This is a genomic window from Streptomyces sp. DSM 116793, assembly GCF_057320905.1.
The window spans coordinates 5,441,922-5,462,160 of sequence record NZ_CM170494.1 but is presented as its reverse complement, the minus strand read 5'-3'; the positions used below and the strand labels follow the sequence as shown (position 1 = coordinate 5,462,160).

Annotated in this window: 14 protein-coding genes and 1 pseudogene; 2 read left to right on the top strand and 13 right to left on the bottom strand. The window is 71.6% G+C overall.

The genetic code is table 11. The features are described from left to right. Positions 1-271: 271 nt before the first annotated feature. A pseudogene (locus ACSMXW_RS21330) lies at positions 272-844 on the top strand (flavodoxin family protein); the annotation flags it as partial. Between the two features lie 163 nt (positions 845-1,007). Here ACSMXW_RS21330 and ACSMXW_RS21325 read toward each other — a convergent pair. The 5 genes from ACSMXW_RS21325 to ACSMXW_RS21305 form a co-directional block, all read right to left on the bottom strand. After that, the gene (locus ACSMXW_RS21325; RefSeq protein WP_485798394.1) at positions 1,008-1,964 is read right to left on the bottom strand and encodes an ABC transporter permease; all 957 of its coding nucleotides are present in this window, start codon (positions 1,962-1,964) and stop codon (positions 1,008-1,010) included. Next, the gene (locus ACSMXW_RS21320; protein WP_485798392.1) at positions 1,951-2,907 is read right to left on the bottom strand and encodes an ABC transporter ATP-binding protein; all 957 of its coding nucleotides are present in this window, start codon (positions 2,905-2,907) and stop codon (positions 1,951-1,953) included. Before ACSMXW_RS21320 ends, ACSMXW_RS21325 begins: the two co-directional genes overlap by 14 nt. A gap of 400 nt (positions 2,908-3,307) precedes the next feature. Continuing rightward, positions 3,308-4,603 (bottom strand): LolA family protein, encoded by a 1,296-nt coding sequence (locus ACSMXW_RS21315; protein ID WP_485798391.1) that lies wholly within the window; start codon positions 4,601-4,603, stop codon positions 3,308-3,310. A 516-nt stretch (positions 4,604-5,119) separates the two neighbouring features. Beyond that, on the bottom strand, positions 5,120-6,130 hold the full coding sequence (locus tag ACSMXW_RS21310; protein WP_485798389.1) for a polyprenyl synthetase family protein: 1,011 nt from the start codon (positions 6,128-6,130) through the stop codon (positions 5,120-5,122). A gap of 312 nt (positions 6,131-6,442) precedes the next feature. Continuing rightward, positions 6,443-7,249, bottom strand: a complete 807-nt coding sequence (locus ACSMXW_RS21305; RefSeq protein WP_485798387.1) for an HAD family hydrolase — start codon at positions 7,247-7,249, stop codon at positions 6,443-6,445. Between the two features lie 180 nt (positions 7,250-7,429). On the opposite strand from ACSMXW_RS21305, the gene fahA reads away from it, so the two are divergent. Continuing rightward, positions 7,430-8,668 carry a fumarylacetoacetase gene (gene fahA / locus ACSMXW_RS21300; RefSeq protein WP_485798385.1) on the top strand — a complete coding sequence of 413 codons (1,239 nt, stop codon included), beginning with the start codon at positions 7,430-7,432 and terminating at the stop codon, positions 8,666-8,668. A 476-nt stretch (positions 8,669-9,144) separates the two neighbouring features. Here fahA and recQ read toward each other — a convergent pair whose 3' ends face one another. From recQ to nuoH, 8 genes are all read right to left on the bottom strand, one after another. Continuing rightward, the gene (gene recQ, locus ACSMXW_RS21295) at positions 9,145-11,067 is read right to left on the bottom strand and encodes a DNA helicase RecQ (protein WP_485808196.1); all 1,923 of its coding nucleotides are present in this window, start codon (positions 11,065-11,067) and stop codon (positions 9,145-9,147) included. An 867-nt stretch (positions 11,068-11,934) separates the two neighbouring features. Further along, positions 11,935-13,584, bottom strand: a complete 1,650-nt coding sequence (gene nuoN / locus ACSMXW_RS21290) for an NADH-quinone oxidoreductase subunit NuoN (RefSeq protein WP_485798383.1) — start codon at positions 13,582-13,584, stop codon at positions 11,935-11,937. Next, positions 13,581-15,152 (bottom strand): NADH-quinone oxidoreductase subunit M, encoded by a 1,572-nt coding sequence (locus ACSMXW_RS21285; RefSeq protein ID WP_485798381.1) that lies wholly within the window; start codon positions 15,150-15,152, stop codon positions 13,581-13,583. The genes nuoN and ACSMXW_RS21285 overlap by 4 nt, the downstream gene beginning before the upstream one ends. Before the next feature lie 5 nt (positions 15,153-15,157). Beyond that, on the bottom strand, positions 15,158-17,104 hold the full coding sequence (gene nuoL / locus ACSMXW_RS21280; protein WP_485798379.1) for an NADH-quinone oxidoreductase subunit L: 1,947 nt from the start codon (positions 17,102-17,104) through the stop codon (positions 15,158-15,160). Positions 17,105-17,118: 14 nt separating this feature from the next. Continuing rightward, positions 17,119-17,418: an NADH-quinone oxidoreductase subunit NuoK gene (gene nuoK, locus ACSMXW_RS21275; protein WP_485798377.1), complete on the bottom strand. Its 300-nt coding sequence runs from the start codon at positions 17,416-17,418 to the stop codon at positions 17,119-17,121. Beyond that, a complete protein-coding gene (locus ACSMXW_RS21270; protein ID WP_485798376.1) occupies positions 17,415-18,230 on the bottom strand; it encodes an NADH-quinone oxidoreductase subunit J in 816 nt (271 codons plus the stop codon). Before ACSMXW_RS21270 ends, nuoK begins: the two co-directional genes overlap by 4 nt. Then, positions 18,230-18,895 carry an NADH-quinone oxidoreductase subunit NuoI gene (gene nuoI / locus ACSMXW_RS21265; protein ID WP_485798374.1) on the bottom strand — a complete coding sequence of 222 codons (666 nt, stop codon included), beginning with the start codon at positions 18,893-18,895 and terminating at the stop codon, positions 18,230-18,232. The genes ACSMXW_RS21270 and nuoI overlap by 1 nt, the downstream gene beginning before the upstream one ends. Then, positions 18,888-20,237, bottom strand: coding sequence for an NADH-quinone oxidoreductase subunit NuoH (nuoH, locus tag ACSMXW_RS21260; protein ID WP_485808195.1), 1,350 nt, complete (start codon positions 20,235-20,237; stop codon positions 18,888-18,890). The genes nuoI and nuoH overlap by 8 nt, the downstream gene beginning before the upstream one ends. Between the last annotated feature and the right edge of the window lie 2 nt (positions 20,238-20,239).

Sequence of the window (20,239 nt, the reverse complement as noted above, 5' to 3'; positions counted from 1 at the left end):
CGCACCTGCCCCTTCCGGCCGGTGGCCACGACAGGCTTCCGCGTGGAAGGAGGGCGGGACAGGTGCCCCAGGTCACAGCCCCGTGCGCCTGTCGGGGCGCTCCTCCCCTACGCGAGAGCGGCTACCGGAAACGAGGCCGATCCGCGGAATGTTCTCCCGCTCCCCGGCGTTGCTCAGGCCGTCCGGGCCCTGACGTCCGAGCCCCGCCGTCCGGGCCGTGCGGAGGTGACGAGCCGCGGAAGAACCGTGGTCGTAGGAGGGGAAGACCTCGATGCAGCGCACCTTTCTGTTCGTGCTGGGCAGCAGCCGCCGTGGCGGCAACACCGAGTTGCTGGCCCGCAGGGCGGCCGAGGAGCTGCCCGCCGGTGTGACCCAGCGCTGGATCCGGCTCGCCGACCACCCGCTGCCGGACTTCGAGGACCTGCGGCACGACGCCCGCGACCACGCCGCCGAGGACAATGTGTCGATGCTGTTCGAGGCCACCCTCGGCGCCACCGACGTGGTGATCGCCTCGCCGCTGTACTGGTACTCCCTCTCCTCCGCCACCAAGCGGTACCTGGACTACTGGTCGGGCTGGCTGCGTGCGCCCGGCGTGGACTTCAGGGCGGCCATGGCGGGCCGGGCGCTGTGGGGCGTGACGGCGCACGCGCACCGCGAGGAGGAGGTCGCCGTGCCGTTGACGGGGACGCTGGAGCTGACGGCCGCATATATGCGGATGCGGTTCGGCGGGGTGCTGCTCGGCAACGGCACCCGGCCCGGCGACGTGCTGGCCGACCCGCGCGCCCTGGCCCGCGCGAAGACGTTCTTCGCCCGGGAGCCGATACCCGCCCGCTTCCCGTACGAGGCTCCGGACGGCACTCCCGCCTGCGCTTCGGCCGACACCCCCGCAGGCACCCCCGCCGACGCTCCGGCCGGCACCCCCGCCGAGGCTCCGCCCCCCGCCGACGCCCCGGCCCCCGCCGAGGCCGCGGCCGGCGGCGGCACCGCGTCGCCGGCCGCGGTCGCGGCTACGCCGTGATGTCCTTCGTCGTGAACCTCGCCCAGGCCGCCGAGCCGAAGACCGCCGCGTACAGGGCCTGCAGTTCCAGGTTCTTCACCACCCCGGACCAGTAGACCGGCTGGCGCATCACGTCCGCGAAGGACAGCCAGTAGTGCGTGAAGAAGAACGGCCGCAGGGCGTGCAGCTGCGGGATCACATCGAGGATCTGGAGCGTGATCAGCAGGCCGACCGTGGTGGCCATGGCGGCGATGCCGCTGCCGGTCAGCGTGGAGATGAACAGGCCGAGCGCGGCGAGCCCGAGCAGTGACGCGGCGACCAGTAGCGCGATCAGCAGCGCGCGCAGCAGGCCGTCGCCGAACCCGATGGTGGTGCCCGAGATGGTGGTGACCTTGCCCAGCGGGAAGAGCAGCGCTCCGGTGCCGAGCGCGAAGACGGCCACGACCAGCGTCGCCACCAGGCAGAACGTCATGACCGTGGCGTACTTGACGAGCAGGAGACGGGTCCGCCCCGCCGGCGCGACCAGGAGGTAGCGCAGCGTGCCGGCGTGCGCCTCGCCCGCGATGGCGTCCCCCGCGATCACCCCCACGGACATCGGCAGGAAGAACGGCAGGGTCGCGGCGAGGGCGGTGAAGACCAGGAAGAGGCCGTTGTTGGTGACCTGGGCGATGAACGGTGGGCCGCCGTCCCCGCCCGAGGGCCCGGGCCCCGCGCTCCCGCCGCCGCCGGTCTCCAGCTTCACGGCGATGCCGACCAGCACCGGCACGGCGGCCAGCACGGTGAGCAGGGCGAGGGTGCGCCAGCGCCGGAACGTGATGGTCAGCTCGCTGCGGAAGAGGGGGAGCCAGCGGACGCCACGGGCCGGTGCCGGGGCGGGGGCGGGGGCCGCCTGGGTGGGTGCCGGTGTGTCCGTGCCGGCCGGTCCCGATGGTTCCGGCCGCCCGGTCAGTCCGTCAGCCCGCGACATCGAAGCCCTCCCCGGTCAGGGCCACGAACGCGTCCTCCAAGGAGGGCTGTTCCAGGCCGAAGCCGCGGACCCGGACGCCCGCGGACACGAGTGCGGCGTTCACCTCCGCGAGGTCGGTCTCCGGCGGGTCTCCGGTCACCCGGTCACCGGTCACCAAGACATCCGTCACGCCCTGCTCCTTCAGGACCCGGGCGGCGTCGCCGGGGTCCGGCGTGGTCACCGCGAGCCGGCCGCGCAGCCCGGCCCCGAGGGAGCCCACCGGGCCCTGCACGATCAGCCGGCCCCGGGCCATCACCGCCGCATGTGTGCACACCTGTTCGATCTCATCGAGCAGGTGGGAGGAGAGGAAGACGGTCGTGCCGTCCGAGGCCAGCTCGCGCACCAGGGTCCGGATCTCCCGCATGCCCTGGGGGTCGAGGCCGTTGGTGGGCTCGTCCAGCACCAGCAGCCGGCGGGGCTGGAGCAGGGCGGCGGCCAGACCGAGGCGCTGCTTCATGCCGAGCGAGTACGCCCGCGCCTTCTTGCCGGCCGCGGCGGTCAGGCCGACCCGGTCCAGCGCGGCGCCCACCCGGGTGTGCCGGGTGCGGGGGTCGGCGGCCGGGTCGGCGGAGTCGTAACGGAGCAGGTTGTCGCGGCCGGACAGGAAGCCGTACAGCGCGGGGCCCTCGATGAGCGCGCCCACGTGCGGCAGCACGGCCCGCGCGCTGCCCGGCATGGGGTGGCCGAGCACCCGGGCGGTGCCGGACGTCGGCTCGATCAGGCCCATCAGCATCCGGATGGTGGTGGTCTTGCCCGAGCCGTTGGGGCCGAGGAAGCCGAAGACGCTGCCCGCGGGGACGGCCAGGTCGAGCCTGTCGACGGCGAGCTGTCCGCCGCGGTAGCGCTTGGTGAGCGCCCGGGTGGCGATCACCGTGCCGCCGTCCGGGGTGGGCAGGTCCTCCATCGGCCCCTCCTGGGTTGTGGGCAGCACAAGGATACGTACGCCGGCCCAAGGGACCGGCCAAGGACCACGGGGGCTGACCCCGGTGGCCCACCTCTGGCACATCGTGGTTCCTCGCACGGTTCCCCCCGCCCCTATCGGGACGCCCCACGCCGAACTGGGCGCTTCCCACCCCGAAGGGGGCGCGAGGAACCGCACGCTCAAGCACCACCGGCCACCGGCCACCGGCCACCGGCCACCAGCCACCAGCCACCAGCCACCAGCCACCAGCCACCAGCCACCAGCCACCAGCCACCAGCCACCAGCCACCAGCCACCAGCCACCAGCCACCAGCCACAAACGAGACCGCAAGGGGCTCGGCGACGCGGCCCGCCACAGGCGCACGCGGCGGGCCGCCTACTTCTCAGTGGCCGGCGTCAGCGGCCTTCACCAGGGCGTCCTTGGTGACCAGGCCCGCGTAGACCTTGCCGTCCTCGGTGACGAGGGCGTTGACCAGGCGGGTCGAGAAGACCATGCCGGAGCGGAACTTCCCGTGCACCCTGTCGCCCAGCGAGTCCAGGAACTTCTGGGCGTGCGGGTTCATGCCGCCGGGCGACGCGGACGGCGCGCCGTGGCCGCCGCCGGTGCCCCCGAACTCGGCGATGGCGCTCCAGCCCTTGCCGATGACCTTCGGGGCGGCCCCCGAGTCGGGGACGGCGGGCATGCCGGGGACGGCGGCGTGGGCCCGGGGGTGGTCCTTGCCCTGGCCGGCCTCGGTGACCTTGGTGCCCTTGGGCGGGGTGAAGTCGAAGGTGCCCGCGGCCGGCTTGCCGAAGTCCACCTTGGTGAAGCCGGCGTCGACGACCGCGCTGCCGCCGCTCGACGGGGTCAGCGTGAACTTGAGCGGCACGCCCTCCTTGGCGTCCACGGCGACGCTGATCTGCCCGACCGTCGACCTGGCAGCCCCCGTCTGCCTGGGCTCGATGACCAGCTTGTACGCGTCACGGCCGGCCACCCGCTCGGTGCCGTCGACCTTCACCGAGGTGGTGCTGTCGACGGACTTGAGCGCCTGCCTGGCCAGTGCGTCGGGGCTGGCGGGGACGTTCTCCGGAAGCTTCCGCCGGTCGTCCTTGCCGGCGTGCCCGCCCTTGCCGGGTATGTGTCCGGTGCCCTTCTCCGTGGCGTGGTACGCCTGGTTGGAGGCACTGTCGTAGGCCCAGACCTGGTCGCCGTTGTGGATGACGCTGTACTCGGACGCGTCGCCCAGGATGGAAAGCTTCTGGTGGGTCGGGCCGTCCGCGGCCACGCGCAGGGTGTGCGTGCCGGAGGCCAGTTCCATCAGCTTGGACTGCGGGTCGGCGGACGAGCCTGCGCCGCCCTTGCCCTGCTGGCCGCCCTGGAGGAGGCCCGCGGCGGCACCGAAGTCCGGCAGACCCAGGTCGGTATTGATCTTCACGGTGCCGGAGACCTGCTGGGTGTCCGACTTGGCGATCTTGGCGAGGAGTTGCTCGGCGCTGATCTTCGGCAGATCGGGATCGCCCGAGTCGGCGAGCGCGGGGACCAGCCCGATGGTCGCGGCCGCCACCCCGACGACCGCGAACGGGACCACGTACCGCGCCGCCCTCCGGCCCGCGCGGGGCCTCGCGGCGTCGCTCCCCTCGGGCCCCCCGGGCCGCTGGGGTCCCTCTGCCGGGGTGTCGCCGTTTTCGTACGGTGCCATCTGTGCCCTACCTCCGTGGCTTGGCGGCGGCCATTCCTTACCCGTCACTGTCCCCCCACCGGGGGGCGCGGGGCCACCACCCCTGCGCCGCCATTCTCACCCGATCCGGTCAGGAGTGGTGCTGTTCATCTGACCAAATCGGGCGGGATCAAGCGTCACCCCGCGGGATGCACTCGATGTACGCCTCGGGTATGACACCGCGCACGGACGGCTCCCCCGTCCCGTAGGGGATGCGGACCCCTACCGGGGCTCGGAGAGCCACCCGGGTGACCGGGGAGACGTCCGGGTATCGGAGACCGGGTCCCAGGTTCACCGGGGCCCAGGTTCACCAGGGGCTCAGGTTCACCAGGGGCTCGGGTTCACCAGGGGCTCGGGTTCACCAGGGGCTCGGGTTCACCGAGGCCCTGCGTCCCCGGACGCCGGTGTATCGGGGCCGGGCACGGGTGTCTGGTTTATCCGGTTTGCCGGGTGTTGGGAACGGAACACGGGGCGGGACGGGACGGGACGGGCCCGGGCTCAGCCCGCCCGGTGGACCACCGCGTCACACAGTTCGAGCAGCGCGTTCTTGGCGTCGCGGTCCGGCAGCGGCGCCAGCGCCGCCCGGGCCTCCTCCGCGTACCGGACGGCGTCCCGGCGCGCCTGCTCCAGCGCGGGGTGGGCGCGCAGCCTGGCCAGCGCCTCGGCGTGCCGTGCGTCGTCGGTGAGGTCGGACTCGAGCAGCTCGGCCAGCTCGATGTCCTCCGGCAGGCCGAGCCGCCGGACCCGCTCGTGCAGCCGGAGCACCGGCAGCGTGGGGATCCCCTCGCGCAGGTCGGTGCCGGGCGTCTTGCCGGACTCGACGGTGTCCGAGGCGATGTCCAGGACGTCGTCGGCGAGCTGGAAGGCGACGCCGAGCCGCTCGCCGAACTGCGTCATCACGTCCACGACGGTCTCGTCGGCACCGGACATCATCGCGCCGAAGCGGCCCGACACGGCGATCAGGGAGCCGGTCTTGCCGCTGATCACGTCCAGGTAGTGCTCGATCGGGTCGCGGCCGTCGCGGACGCCGGCGGTCTCCAGGATCTGGCCGGTGACCAGCCGTTCGAACGCCTCGGCCTGGATGCGGACGGCCTCGGGACCGAGGTCGGCCAGTATGTGGGAGGCACGGGCGAAGAGGAAGTCACCCGTGAGGACGGCCACCGAGTTGCCCCAGCGGTTGTTGGCGCTCTCCACGCCGCGGCGCACCTCGGCCTGGTCCATCACGTCGTCGTGGTACAACGTCGCCAGGTGGGTGAGCTCGACCACGACGGCGGACGGCACCACGCCCGGCGCGTACGGGTCACCGAACTGGGCGGCGAGCATCACCAGCAGCGGCCGGAAGCGCTTACCCCCGGCGTGCACCAGGTGCTGGGCGGCCTGCGTGATGAAGGGCACCTCGCTCTTGGTGGCGTTGAGCAAGCCCTCCTCGACAGCCGCCAACCCGGCCTGGACATCGGCTTCGAGAGCCTGGTCCCGCACGCTCAGCCCGAAGGGCCCGACGACGGTCACGAGGGTTCTCCTGTCTGCTGACGATCACAAGGTCGGTCACATGGTTTGTCGATGTGTCGCTGCTCCCACTCAAGTCAGCGTATCCGGTCGACTTTCGATCAGAGTGAGCGCCTGCCCGACCAGTGCGGACGCCATGCGACCGCCAGGCATTGGTTTCTGATCAGTTCATCGGACTGCGTCGCCCGGGGTTCCACGGCTTCCCAGGTCCGGCCGCCGCCGCCGCGCGCCTCCCCGTTCCGGGGCCGCCCGCACCCGGCGGCCGGAAGTCACCCTCGCACGTGCACCCGTACGGGGCGCCGGCAGGACACCCCGTCACCCGTACAAACGTTCTAGTATCACCGCGATCCCATCGTCCTCGTTGGAGAGCGTGACCTCGTCGGCGACGGCCTTCAGGGCCGGGTGGGCGTTCGCCATCGCAACGCCGCGAGCGGCCCAGGCGAACATCGGGATGTCGTTCGGCATGTCCCCGAAGGCGATGGTGTCCTCGGGACCGAGCCCGAGCCACCGCGCGGCCACCGCGAGACCGGTCGCCTTGGTCACGCCGAACGGCTGGAGCTCCACCGTGTCGGGACCCGCCATGGTGACCGTGACCAGGTCGCCGACGACGCCGCGGGCGGCGGCCACCAGCTCCTCGTCGGACAACTCGGGGTGCCGTACCAGCACCTTGTTGATCGGCGCGGTCCACAGGCCGGGGCGGGCCTCGACCCGGGTGGCGGGCAGCGTGGGGTGCGGCATGCGGTAGCCGCGCTCCGCGAGGGTGAGGCCGTCGGCCGCGGACTGGTTGACCGCCACGTGGACCGGCCCGACCTCGGCCTCGATCTTGCCGAGCGCGGTCTCCGCGAGGTCGCGGTCGAGCGTCAGCGAGCTGATCATCTTCTCGTCGCAGGTGTCGTAGACCTGGGCGCCCTGGCCACAGACGGCCAGGCCCCGGTAGCCGAGGTCCGCCAGCAGCGACCGCACCTGGGGGATCGGACGGCCGGTGGCCACGATGTGCCGGGCGCCGGCCTCGGCGGCCCGCGCGAGGGCGGCCCGGGAACGGCCGGAGACCGTGTCTCCGGCGCGCAGCAGCGTACCGTCCAGGTCGGTTGCGATCAGCGCATACGGCGGCGGGGTGAGCATGATCCAAGGATACGGAGAGCACACCAACGGCCAGCCGCTCACCTGGACTTAGCAGGCCCGTCGCAGACGGAATCCGGCCAGGTGGGAGGGGGTGCGCGGCGGGGACCCCGCAGAGCGGTGCCCGGCGCGGCAGACGCCCCGTAACGTGTGGCCCACCCACACGGAAAGCGAGGCGCACCGATGTCCGAGCACACCCCGCTCGACCTTGACGAAGGCGACCCCTTCGGCCCGCACAACCTCCCGTACGGCGTGTTCACCCCTGCCGGTTCCACCGAGCGCCGGGTCGGGGTCCGGCTCGGCTCGGCCGTGCTGGACGTGGGCGCCGCCGCGGCCGTGCTCGGCTCCCCCTACGTCTCCCTGCTCGCGCGGCCGTCGCTGGGGCCACTGCTGGCGGCGGGCCGCACGGCCTGGCGGGACGTGCGGCGCGCGCTGACCGCCTGGGTGACGGTGCCCGCGCACCGCGAGTCCCTGGAGAGCCTGTTCTTCCCGCTGACGGGGGTGACGCTGCACCTGCCGTTCGAGGTCGCCGACTACGTGGACTTCTACTCGTCCGAGCACCACGCCCGCCACCTCGGCCGGATCTTCCGCCCGGACGGCGAGCCGCTCACCCCCAACTGGAAGCACCTCCCGATCGGCTACCACGGCCGCGCCGGCACGGTGGTGGTCTCCGGCACGGACGTGGTCAGGCCGCGCGGCCAGCGGAAGGCGCCGGGTGACCCTGCGCCCGTGTTCGGCCCCTCGGCGCGGCTGGACATCGAGACCGAGGTGGCCTTCGTGGTGGGCGTGCCGTCCGCGCTCGGCACCCCCGTGCCGCTGAGCGCCTTCCGCGACCACGTCTTCGGGCTCTGCCTGCTCAACGACTGGTCGGCGCGGGACATCCAGGGCTGGGAGAACGTCCCCCTCGGCCCGTTCCTCGGCAAGTCCTTCGCCACCTCCCTCTCCGCATGGGTGACCCCGCTGGAGGCGCTGGACGCGGCGCGCGTCCCCCCTCCGGAGCGCGACCACCCCCTGCTGCCGTACCTGGACGACACCGCCGGGGACGCCGCTGACGAGCCGGGCGGCTACGACCTGCGGCTGTCCGTCCAGGTCAACGGCCAGGTGGTCGCCGAGCCGCCGTTCTCCACCATGTACTGGACGGCCGCGCAGCAGCTCGCCCACATGACGGTGAACGGCGCCGGCCTGCGCACCGGTGACCTCTATGCCTCCGGCACCGTCAGCGGTCCCGAACCCCATCAGTACGGGTCGCTGATAGAGCTCACCTGGAACGGCCGGGACCCGCTCGACCTGCCCGGCGGCAGCCGCACCTTCCTGGAGGACGGCGACGAGGTCGTCCTCACCGGCTGGGCTCCCGGCCCGGACGGGACCCGGGTGGGGCTGGGCGAGGTACGGGGACGGATCGCGCCGGCGGTCGGTACCTGAGGCGCGGCGCTGCCGCGTTCCATGCCGCGCCTTCGCACCCGCACATCGGGCGACCCGCGCCTGTTGTCCCGGCCGGTGGCCCGACGGCGACAGAGACTGCCCCTTCCGGACGGTGACGACCCGCATCTTTCGTCGTGGCCGGTCGCGCAGTTCCCCGCGCCCCTTCAGAGCGGGGCCGCGCCCCGATAGGGGCCCGGGAAGCGCCCCCGGTTCCCCACGCCCCTTTGCAGAGCGGGGCCGCGCCCCGGCCCACTCGGGGGCGCGGGGAACTGCGCGCGCAACCCACCACCCCACCGGTGGCCCGGACGCGACCCCAGCAGCCCCCATGGGACGGTGACGACCCGCATCTTTCGTCGTGGCCGGTCGCGCAGTTCCCCGCGCCCCTCCAGAGCGGGGCCGCGCCCCAATAGGGGCCCGGGAAGCGCCCCCCAGGACAGGGCCCTCGCGCCCCGGGGTGCCCCCTGCCTTCCGGACTGTCAGGCGCGGGACTCCGTGGCGATCACCGCGAGCACACCCTCGCCATACGTCATCAGCTTCTTCTCACCGACGCCGCTGATACCCCCCAACTCCGCAAGGGCCGCGGGGCGGGCCGCGGCGATCTCCCGCAGGGTCGCGTCGTGGAAGATCACATAGGCGGGGACGCCCTGCTCCCGGGCCTGCTCCGCGCGCCAGGCGCGCAGCGCCTCGAAGAGCGGGACGGCCTCCTCGGGCAGGTCGACCGCGACCTTCGGCCGCTTCGTGCCCTTCTCCGCGCGCCCCGCCCCGGCGCCGCCCCGGGACGCCGGAGCCCTCTTGGGCTCCTTCCGCAGCGGCACCTCGCGCTCGCGCCGCAGCACCGAGGCACTGGTGTCGGTCAGCACCAGCGTCCCGTACTCGCCCTCGACGGCGAGGAGCCCCTGGGCCAGCAACTGCCGTATGGCGCCGCGCCACTCGGCCTCGGTCAGCTCGTCGCCGATGCCGAAGACGGAGAGCTGGTCGTGGTCGAACTGGATGACCTTGGCCGTCCTGCGGCCGAGCAGGATGTCGATGATCTGCCCGGCGCCGAACTTCTGCCGGCGCTCCCGCTGCAGCCGCACCACCGCGGAGAGCACCTTCTGCGCCGCCACCGTGCCGTCCCAGGTCTCGGGCGGGGTGAGGCAGGTGTCGCAGTTTCCGCACGACGGCTTCTCGGAGTCCTGGCCGAAGTAGGCCAGCAGCTGGGCGCGGCGGCACTGGACCGTCTCGCACAGGGCCAGCATCGCGTCCAGGTGGGCCGCGGCGCGCCGCTGGAAGGCCTCGTCGCCCTCGCCGGACTGGATCAGCTTGCGCTGCTGGACGACGTCCTGCAGGCCGTAGGCCATCCAGGCGGTGGACGGCAGGCCGTCGCGCCCCGCGCGGCCCGTCTCCTGGTAGTAGCCCTCCACGGATTTGGGGAGGTCCAGGTGGGCGACGAAGCGGACGTCCGGCTTGTCGATGCCCATGCCGAAGGCGATGGTCGCCACCACGACCAGGCCCTCCTCGCGCAGGAAGCGGGACTGGTGGGTGGCGCGCGTCCCGGCGTCGAGGCCGGCGTGGTACGGCACGGCCTCGATGCCGTTGGCACAGAGGAAGTCCGCCGTCTTCTCGACGCTGCTGCGCGAGAGGCAGTACACGATGCCCGCGTCGCCCGGGTGCTCCTCGCGGAGGAAGGCCAGCAGTTGCTTCTTGGGGTCGGACTTGGGCACGATCCGGTACTGGATGTTGGGCCGGTCGAAGCTGGCCTCGAAATGCCGGGCGTCCGGCATGCCGAGGCGCTGGGTGATCTCCTGGTGGGTGGCGCGGGTGGCGGTGGCCGTGAGCGCGATCCTGGGCACCTCGGGCCAGCGCTCGCCCAGCAGCGACAGGGCCAGGTAGTCGGGCCGGAAGTCATGGCCCCACTGGGAGACGCAGTGCGCCTCGTCGATGGCGAAGACGGAGATCTTGCCGCGGCCGAGCAGGTCGAGTGTGGCTTCCAGGCGGAGCCGCTCCGGGGCCAGGTAGAGGAGGTCGAGCTCGCCGGCCAGGAACTCCGCCTCGACCACCCGCCGCTCGTCGAAGTCCTGCGTCGAATTGATGAAGCCGGCACGCACGCCGAGCGCCCGCAGGGCGTCCACCTGGTCCTGCATCAGGGCGATCAGCGGGGAGACGACCACACCCGTGCCGGGCCTGACGAGCGCCGGGATCTGGTAGCAGAGGGACTTGCCGCCGCCGGTGGGCATCAGGACGACCGCGTCGCCACCCGCGATCACATGCTCGATGACGGCTTCCTGCGCACCGCGGAAGGAGTCGTACCCGAAGACGCGGTGGAGCGTCGCCAGCGCCGCGCTCCCCGCCTCTGCCGCGGACCCCGGCCCCGCGACGCCCACTCCCACGGCGCCCGGCTCCGCAGCCTCCGACCACATGGCGCCCGACTCCACGTCGCCCGACCACATGGCTTCCGGCCCCGGGTCACCCGACCACGCAGCGTCCGCCCCCGCGGCACCTGACTCCGCATCGCCCGACCACGCAGCGTCCGCCCCCGCGAGGCCCGGTCCCGGGTCGCCCGACTCCGCGGCGCCGGGCCCGGCGGCACCCGGCCCCGACCCGGGTGCCGCCCGCACCGCTCCCCTGTCGTCCTCTTCGATCGCCACGTCCGTCCCGCCCATCGCCTGCATCGCCGGTCCCCCGTCCTTGCCGTGTGCCCACCGCACGTGCCCCGTGTCTCTCGCGTCGTCTCACGTCGTGCGCCGACCACACAGCCACGATAGGGGTCCGCGCAGACACCGCCCGAGTTATCCACAGGCCCATCGGCGCACCGACCCTGGGCCGGGCGCCCCCCACAGCCACCGATGCGCCCCACGGCTCGGGAACCCCCAGGCGCCCCACGGCTCGGGAGCCCATCCCACCACTAGGACCGGTCCGGCACCCCGGGGCCCCGCCCCGGCTCCGGGGCCGCCCTCCACCGGGCCCGGCCTTCCACCGGGGCCCCGCCCCCGCGGCCGGCGGTGGCCTCATGCGGCAGGGCCGCCCCTGCGGGACCGTGGCGGACCCCGGGATCGTCGTGGCTGAGCGCGCAGTCCCCCGCGCCCCCTTCACGGCGCCCGGGCGCCCGCGGAGCACCCCGGCACCCGGCCGCACCCACCCGCACCCACGCACGCACGTGGCCCCGCACGGACGGGCCTCGCACGGACGTGACCCCGCACGCACGAGGGCCCGCACACACGAGGGCCCGGCCCCCGAAGGGACCGGGCCCGCCGATCACACGCGCGCCGACGGCGCGGACGCACGCATCAGCGCACGAACACCCCCGCCTGCCCCGCGAGATCCAGGAAGTACTGCGGTGCCAGCCCCAGCACCAGGGTGACGACGACGCCGAGGGCGATCGCCGTGGACGTGAGGGGCGACGGCACCGCGACCGTCGGCCCCTCCGGCCTGGGCTCGCTGAAGAACATCAGCACGATCACCCGGATGTAGAAGAACGCGGCGATCGCCGAGGAGATCACACCGATGACGACCAAGGGCGTCGCGCCGCCCTCCGCCGCCGCCTTGAACACGGCGAACTTCCCGGCGAAGCCGGATGTCAGCGGAATGCCCGCGAAGGCGAGCAGGAAGACCGCGAAGACCGCCGCCACCAGAGGCGAACGCCGCCCGAGCCCCGCCCACTTGGACAGGTGCGTGGCCTCGCCGCCCGCGTCGCGCACCAGGGTGACGACGGCGAACGCGCCCAGCGTCACGAAGGAGTACGCGGCCAGGTAGAACAGCACCGAGGAGATGCCGTCCGGGTTCATCGCGATCACACCGGCGAGGATGAAGCCGGCGTGCGCGATCGACGAGTAGGCCAGCAGGCGCTTGATGTCGGTCTGGGTGATCGCGACGATCGCGCCGCCCAGCATGGTGACGATCGCGACCGCCCACATCACGGGACGCCAGTCCCACCGCAGCCCCGGCAGCACCACGTACAGCAGCCTGAGCAGCGCACCGAACGCCGCCACCTTGGTGGCCGCCGCCATGAAGCCGGTGACCGGGGTGGGGGCACCCTGGTAGACGTCCGGCGTCCACATGTGGAACGGCACGGCGCCCACCTTGAAGAGCAGGCCCATGACCACCATCGCGGCGCCGATCAGCAGCAGCGCGTCATTGCCCATGGTGTTGGCGAGCGCCGGGTCGACCGTGCGCACGGTGCCGTCGACGACCTGGCCGATCGTCGCGTACGACACCGAGCCCGCGTACCCGTACAGCAGCGCGATGCCGAAGAGGGTGAACGCGGAGGCGAAGGCACCGAGCAGGAAGTACTTGACGGCCGCCTCCTGCGACATGATCCGCTTGCGGCGGGCCAGCGCGCACAGGAGGTAGAGCGGCAGCGAGAAGACCTCCAGGGCGACGAACAGCGTCAGCAGGTCGTTCGCCGAGGGGAAGACCAGCATGCCGCCGATGGCGAAGAGGGCCAGCGGGAAGACCTCGGTGGTGGTGAAGCCGGCCTTGACGGCGGCCTTCTCGCTCTCGCTGCCGGGCACGGACGCGGCCTGCGCGGCGAACGAGTCCACCCGGTTGCCGTGGGCCGCCGGGTCGAGGCGGCGCTCGGCGAAGGTGAAGACGGCGACCAGGCCGGTCAGCAGGATGACCCCCTGGAGGAACAGCGAGGGACCGTCGACGGCGACCGCGCCCATGGCCGCGATGTGGCCCTTGGTGGTGGCGTACCCGCCGGCCGCGAGCCCGACGACCGCGGCGAACGCGGCCGCCATCGCGACCACGGCCACGAACACCTGGGCGTGGTAGCGGGACCTGCGCGGCACGAAGGCCTCGATGAGGACCCCGACGATCGCCGCCGCGAGGACGATCAGGGTGGGCGACAGCTGCCCGTACTCGATCTTCGGCGCGTCGATCTTCGTGATCGGATCGGCCGCCGTTGTCCACAGGCTGTGGACGGCTGCTGGACTCACTGGGCCGCCTCCACCTCGGGCTTGGGGTCCTTCTTCTGGACGTCGGACATGGTGTGGTGCACGGCCGGATTGACGATGTTCGTCAGCGGCTTCGGGTAGACGCCCAGGAAGATCAGCAGGGCGATCAGCGGGGCGACCACCACCAGCTCGCGCGCCTTCAGGTCGGGCATCGCGGAGACCTCCGCCTTGACCGGACCCGTCATCGTGCGCTGGTAGAGGACGAGGGTGTAGAGCGCGGCCAGCACGATGCCGAAGGTGGCGATGATGCCGAGCACCGGGTAGCGCGTGAACGTCCCGACCAGGACCAGGAACTCACTGACGAACGGCGCGAGGCCGGGCAGCGAGAGGGTCGCGAGACCGCCCACCAGGAAGGTGCCCGCCAGCACCGGGGCGACCTTCTGGACGCCGCCGTAGTCCGCGATGAGCCGCGAGCCCCTGCGGGAGATCAGGAAGCCCGCGACCAGCATCAGCGCGGCCGTGGAGATGCCGTGGTTGACCATGTAGAGCGTGGCGCCGGACTGGCCCTGGCTGGTCATCGCGAAGATGCCCAGGATGATGAAGCCGAAGTGCGAGATCGACGCGTACGCCACCAGACGCTTGATGTCCCGCTGGCCGACCGCCAGCAGCGCCCCGTAGACGATGCTGATCAGCGCCAGGACCATGATCACGGGGGTGGCCCAGCGGCTGGCGCCCGGGAAGAGCTGGAGGCAGAAGCGGAGCATCGCGAAGGTGCCCACCTTGTCCACCACCGCCGTGATCAGCACGGCGACCGGGGCGGTCGCCTCACCCATGGCGTTCGGCAGCCAGGTGTGCAGCGGCCACAGCGGCGCCTTCACCGCGAACGCGAAGAAGAAGCCGAGGAACAGCCAGCGCTCCGTGCTGGTCGCCATGGTGAGCGAGCCGGTGGCGCGCGCGTGGGCGATCTCCTGGAGAGAGAAGTTCCCCGCGACGACATAGACCCCGATCACCGCGGCCAGCATGATCAGGCCGCCGACCAGGTTGTACAGCAGGAACTTCACGGCCGCGTACGAGCGCTGGGCCGCGGCGTTCTCGTCGCTGCCGGTGTGGGCGCGGTCCCCGAAGCCGCCGATGAGGAAGTACATCGGGATGAGCATGGCTTCGAAGAGGATGTAGAAGAGGAAGACGTCGGTGGCCTCGAAGGAGAGGATCACCATCGCCTCGACGGCCAGGATCAGGGCGAAGAAGCCCTGCGTGGGCCGCCACCGGGAGCTGTTGGTCTCAAGGGGGTCGGCGTCGTGCCAGCCGGCCAGGATGACGAACGGGATCAGCAGCGCGGTGAGCGCCAGCAGCGCCACCGCGATGCCGTCCACGCCGAGTTCGTACCGCACCCCGAAGGCCTTGATCCAGGCGTGCGACTCGGTGAGCTGGTACCGGTCGCCGCCGGGCTCGAAGCGGGCCAGCACGATCGCGGCCAGCACCAGGGTGGCGAGCGAGAACACCAGCGCGAGCCACTTGGCGGCGGTCCGCTTGGCGGCCGGCACGGCGGCCGTGGCCACCGCCCCGACGGCCGGGAGGGCCGCCGTCGCTGTCAGCAGAGGAAAGGACATCGGTATCAGACCGCCCTCATCAGCAGGGTCGCGGCCACGATGAGCGCCGCGCCGCCGAACATGGAGACCGCGTAACTGCGGGCGTAGCCGTTCTGCAGCTTGCGCAGCCGGCCGGAGAGCCCGCCGAAGCCGGCCGCCGTGCCGTTGACGACCCCGTCGACCAGGGAGTGGTCGAGGTAGACCAGCGAGCGGGTCAGGTGCTCGCCGCCGCGGACCAGCACCACGTGGTTGAAGTCGTCCTGGAGGAGATCGCGGCGGGCCGCCCGGGTGAGCAGCGAGCCGCGCGGCGCGACGACCGGGACCGGGCGGCGCCCGTACTGCAGGTAGGCGATGCCCGCGCCGACCACCAGCAGGATCACGGTGGCCGCGGTGACCGTGCCCGCGCTGACCGGGGAGTTGCCCTCCTGGTGTCCGGTGACGGGCTCCAGCCAGTGCAGGAAGCGGTCGCCGACGCCGAAGAAGGCACCGGCGAAGACCGAGCCGAAGGCGAGCACGATCATCGGGATCGTCATCGACTTGGGCGACTCGTGCGGGTGCGGCTCGGCGTGGGCGCCCCGGTGCTCGGCGGCGGGCTCCGCGCTGGGCTGGTCCGGGGAGGCGGTGGTGGCGTTGCGCCAGCGCTCCTCGCCGAAGAACGTCATGATCATCACGCGCGTCATGTAGTACGCGGTGATGGCCGCGCCCAGCAGCGCCACGCCACCGAGGATCCAGCCCTCCGTGCCGCCCTTGGCGAAGGCGGCCTCGATGATCTTGTCCTTGGAGAAGAACCCGGACAGCCCCGGGAAACCGATGATGGCGAGGTAGCCGAGGCCGAACGTGACGAAGGTGACCGGCATGTGCTTGCGCAGGCCGCCGTACTTGCGCATGTCGACCTCGTCGTTCATGCCGTGCATCACCGAACCGGCGCCCAGGAACAGCCCGGCCTTGAAGAAGCCGTGCGTCACCAGGTGCATGATCGCGAAGACGTAGCCGATCGGGCCGAGCCCGGCGGCGAGCATCATGTAGCCGATCTGGGACATGGTCGAGCCGGCCAGTGCCTTCTTGATGTCGTCCTTGGCGCAACCGACGATCGCACCGAAGAGGAGCGTGACCGCCCCGACCACGGTGACGGCGAGCTGGGCCGTGGGGGCGGCGTTGAAGATCGCGCCGGAGCGGGTGATCAGGTAGACGCCGGCGGTCACCATCGTCGCCGCGTGGATCAGGGCGGAGACGGGGGTGGGGCCCTCCATCGCGTCCCCGAGCCAGGACTGCAGCGGCACCTGGGCCGACTTGCCGCACGCCGCGAGCAGCAGCGTCAGCCCGATGGCCGTCAGCTTGCCCTCTCCGGTGTACCCGACCGAGTGCAGTACGGGGCCGAAGGCGAAGGTGCCGAAGGTGGTGAACATCAGCATGATGGCGATCGACAGGCCCATGTCGCCGACGCGGTTGACCAGGAAGGCCTTCTTCGCGGCGGTGGCCGCGCTGGGCTTGTGCTGCCAGAAGCCGATCAGCAGGTACGAGGCGAGGCCCACGCCCTCCCAGCCGACGTACAGCAGCAGGTAGTTGTCGGCGAGGACCAGCAGCAGCATGGACGCGAGGAACAGGTTCAGGTAGCCGAAGAAGCGGCGGCGCCGCTCGTCGTGCTCCATGTACCCGATCGAGTAGATGTGGATCAGGGTGCCCACACCGGAGATCAGCAGCACGAACGTCATCGACAGCTGGTCGAGCTGGAAGGCGACGTCCGCGCGGAAGCCGCCCACCGGGACCCAGCTGAAGAGGTGCTGGTGGAGCGTCCGGTCGTCGGCGGCCTTCCCGAGCAGGTCGGAGAAGAGCACCACGCCGATGACGAACGAGACGGCGGCCAGCAGCGTGCCGATCAGATGGCCGGACCTGTCCAGCCTGCGGCCGCCGCAGAGCAGGACGGCCGCCCCCAGCAGTGGCGCCGCGACGAGCAGCGCAATCATGTTCTGCACGATTCAGCGACCCCTTACAGCTTCATCAGGCTGGCGTCGTCGACCGAGGCCGAGTGGCGGGTACGGAACAGCGACACGATGATCGCGAGCCCGACCACGACCTCCGCGGCGGCGACGACCATCGTGAAGAACGCGATGATCTGGCCGTCGAGGTTGCCGTGCAGCCGGGAGAACGCCACGAACGCGAGGTTGCAGGCATTGAGCATCAGCTCGATGCACATGAACACCACGATGGCGTTGCGCCTGATGAGCACGCCGGTGGCGCCGATCGTGAACAGCAGGGCCGCGAGGTAGAGGTAGTAGACCGGATTCACTTGGACGCCTCCTCGGCCTGGGCCCGCTCAAGGCGGTCGGCGGACCGCTGCTCCAGGGCCTTGAGATCGTTGACCGTCTCCTGGGAGACGTCGCGGATCTGGCCGCGGGCACGCAGGGTCTTGTTGACGGTGAGCTCGGACGGGGTGCCGTCGGGGAGCAGGCCGGCGATGTCCACGGCGTTGTGCCGGGCGTAGACGCCGGGGGCGGGGAGCGGCGGGAGGTGCTTGAAGTCGCGCACCCGCTGCTCGGAGAGCTCGCGCTGGGTCTTCGCGCGCTCGGTGCGCTCGCGGTGGGTGAGCACCATCGCGCCCACGGCCGCCGTGATCAGCAGCGCGCCGGTGATCTCGAACGCGAAGACGTACTTGGTGAAGATCAGCGCGGCGAGGCCCTCCACGTTCCCGCCGGAGTTGGCCTTGCCGGTGCCGGCGAAGTCCTTGAGGGAGGCGTTCGCGATGCCGGCGATCAGCAGGACGCCGAAGCCGACCCCGCACAGCGCGGCCAGCCAGCGCTGCCCCTTGATGGTCTCCTTCAGGGAGTCCGCGGCGGTGACGCCGACGAGCATCACCACGAAGAGGAAGAGCATCATGATCGCGCCCGTGTAGACCACGATCTGCACGATGCCCAGGAAGTAGGCGCCGTTGGCCAGGTAGAACACCGCGAGGATGATCATCGTGCCGGCCAGGCAGAGGGCGCTGTGCACCGCCTTGTGCATCAGGATCGTGCACAGGGCGCCGATCACCGCGACGACGGCCAGCACCCAGAACTGGATGGCCTCACCGGTGGAGGTGGTGTAGGCGGCGATATCGGTCATCAGCCGATCACCTTCTCGGATGCCGGTTCCTCCGGGCCGAAGTCGGCGGCGGCCTGCTGCGGGGCCTCGCCCTTGGAGAGCGCGACCTGGCGCTCGGTGCCCGGTGCGGCGTGGGTGACCAGGCCGCGGTAGTAGTCCTGCTCGTCGGTGCCCGGGTAGATGGCGTGCGGCGTGTCGACCATGCCGTCGTCGAGCCCGGCGAGCAGCTGCTCCTTGGTGTAGATCAGGTTCTCCCGGCTGCTGTCGGCGAGCTCGAACTCGTTCGTCATCGTGAGCGCGCGCGTGGGACACGCCTCGATGCACAGGCCGCACAGGATGCAGCGGGCGTAGTTGATCTGGTAGACGCGGCCGTACCGCTCGCCCGGGGAGTAGCGCTCCTCGTCGGTGTTGTCCGCGCCCTCCACGTAGATGGCGTCCGCCGGGCAGGCCCAGGCGCACAGCTCACAGCCGACGCACTTCTCCAGGCCGTCCGGATGGCGGTTGAGCTGGTGCCGGCCGTGGAAGCGGGGAGCGGTGATCTTCTCCTGCTCCGGGTACTGCTCGGTCAGCCGCTTCTTGAACATGGCCTTGAAGGTCACGCCGAAGCCCGCCACCGGGTTCTGGAATCCCTCCTGGGACTCCCCGGGCTTCCCGGACTCGATCTGCTTGCGGGGTCGCTCAGCCATCGGACGCCTCCTTTCCGTCACTGGCAGTATCGACGGCACCACTGACAATCAGCTCCCGCTCGTCCCAGCGGGGCCGGCGCCGCGGTACGGGCGGCAGCGTCTGGCCGGGCAGCGGCGGCACGGGGAACCCGCCCGCCATCGGGTCGAAGGCCGCCGGCTCCGCCTCGCCCTCCTGCTCGCCGCCCTTGCCGCGGAAGACGTCCACGACGAAGGAGAGCAGCAGCACCACGAGGACGGCGCCCGCCACGTACAGCACGACGCGGGTGAAGTCGTAGTTCTCGTTCCGCAGCGTCCGCACCGTCGCGACCAGCATCAGCCAGACCACGGAGACCGGGATGAGGACCTTCCAGCCGAGCTTCATCAGCTGGTCGTAGCGGACCCTGGGCAGGGTGCCGCGCAGCCAGATGAAGAAGAACAGCAGCAGCTGCACCTTGACGACGAACCAGAGCAGCGGCCACCAGCCGTGGTTGGCGCCCGCCCAGAACGTGCTGATGGGCCACGGGGCCCGCCAGCCGCCCAGGAAGAGCGTCGTGGACACCGCGGAGACGGTCACCATGTTGATGTACTCGGCCAGCATGAACATCGCGAACTTGATGGACGAGTACTCGGTGTTGAAGCCGCCCACGAGGTCGCCCTCGGACTCGGGCATGTCGAACGGGGCGCGGTTGGTCTCGCCGACCATCGTCACGATGTAGATCAGGAACGAGACCGGCAGCAGCAGGATGTACCAGCGGTCGTGCTGCTGCTGCACGATCTGCGACGTCGACATGGAGCCCGAGTACAGGAAGACCGAGGCGAACGCGGCGCCCATGGCGATCTCGTAGGAGATCATCTGGGCGCACGAGCGCAGGCCGCCAAGCAGCGGGTACGTCGATCCGGAGGACCAGCCGGCGAGCACGATCCCGTAGATGCCGACGGAAGCCACCGCCAGGATGTACAGCATCGCGATCGGCAGGTCGGTGAGCTGCATCGCGGTGCGGTGGCCGAAGATCGAGATCTCGTTGCCGGAGGGCCCGAAGGGGATCACGGCGATCGCCATGAAGGCCGGTACGGCCGCCACGATCGGGGCGAGGACGTAGACCACCTTGTCCGCGCGCTTGACGATCACGTCTTCCTTGAGCATCAGCTTCACACCGTCGGCGAGCGACTGGAGCATGCCCCAGGGGCCGTGCCGGTTGGGGCCGATGCGCAGCTGCATCCAGGCGACGACCTTGCGCTCCCACACGATGGAGAACAGCACGGTCACCATCAGGAAGGCGAAGCAGAACACCGCCTTGATGACGATCAGCCACCACGGGTCGCGGCCGAAGGCCGACAGGTCCTCCACAGCGAGCGGCGTCAGCG

What these genes read in the sequence shown, in the direction of transcription:
- ACSMXW_RS21325 (WP_485798394.1), bottom strand. Translation starts at nt 1,964, where the DNA reads ATGTCGCGGGCTGACGGACTGACCGGGCGGCCGGAACCATCGGGACCG.
- recQ (WP_485808196.1), bottom strand. Translation starts at nt 11,067, where the DNA reads ATGTGGTCGGAGGCTGCGGAGCCGGGCGCCGTGGGAGTGGGCGTCGCG.
- ACSMXW_RS21285 (WP_485798381.1), bottom strand. Translation starts at nt 15,152, where the DNA reads ATGTCCTTTCCTCTGCTGACAGCGACGGCGGCCCTCCCGGCCGTCGGG.
- nuoI (WP_485798374.1), bottom strand. Translation starts at nt 18,895, where the DNA reads ATGGCTGAGCGACCCCGCAAGCAGATCGAGTCCGGGAAGCCCGGGGAG.
- ACSMXW_RS21320 (WP_485798392.1), bottom strand. Translation starts at nt 2,907, where the DNA reads ATGGAGGACCTGCCCACCCCGGACGGCGGCACGGTGATCGCCACCCGG.
- ACSMXW_RS21305 (WP_485798387.1), bottom strand. Translation starts at nt 7,249, where the DNA reads ATGCTCACCCCGCCGCCGTATGCGCTGATCGCAACCGACCTGGACGGT.
- ACSMXW_RS21270 (WP_485798376.1), bottom strand. Translation starts at nt 18,230, where the DNA reads ATGACCGATATCGCCGCCTACACCACCTCCACCGGTGAGGCCATCCAG.
- ACSMXW_RS21315 (WP_485798391.1), bottom strand. Translation starts at nt 4,603, where the DNA reads ATGGCACCGTACGAAAACGGCGACACCCCGGCAGAGGGACCCCAGCGG.
- fahA (WP_485798385.1), top strand. Translation starts at nt 7,430, where the DNA reads ATGTCCGAGCACACCCCGCTCGACCTTGACGAAGGCGACCCCTTCGGC.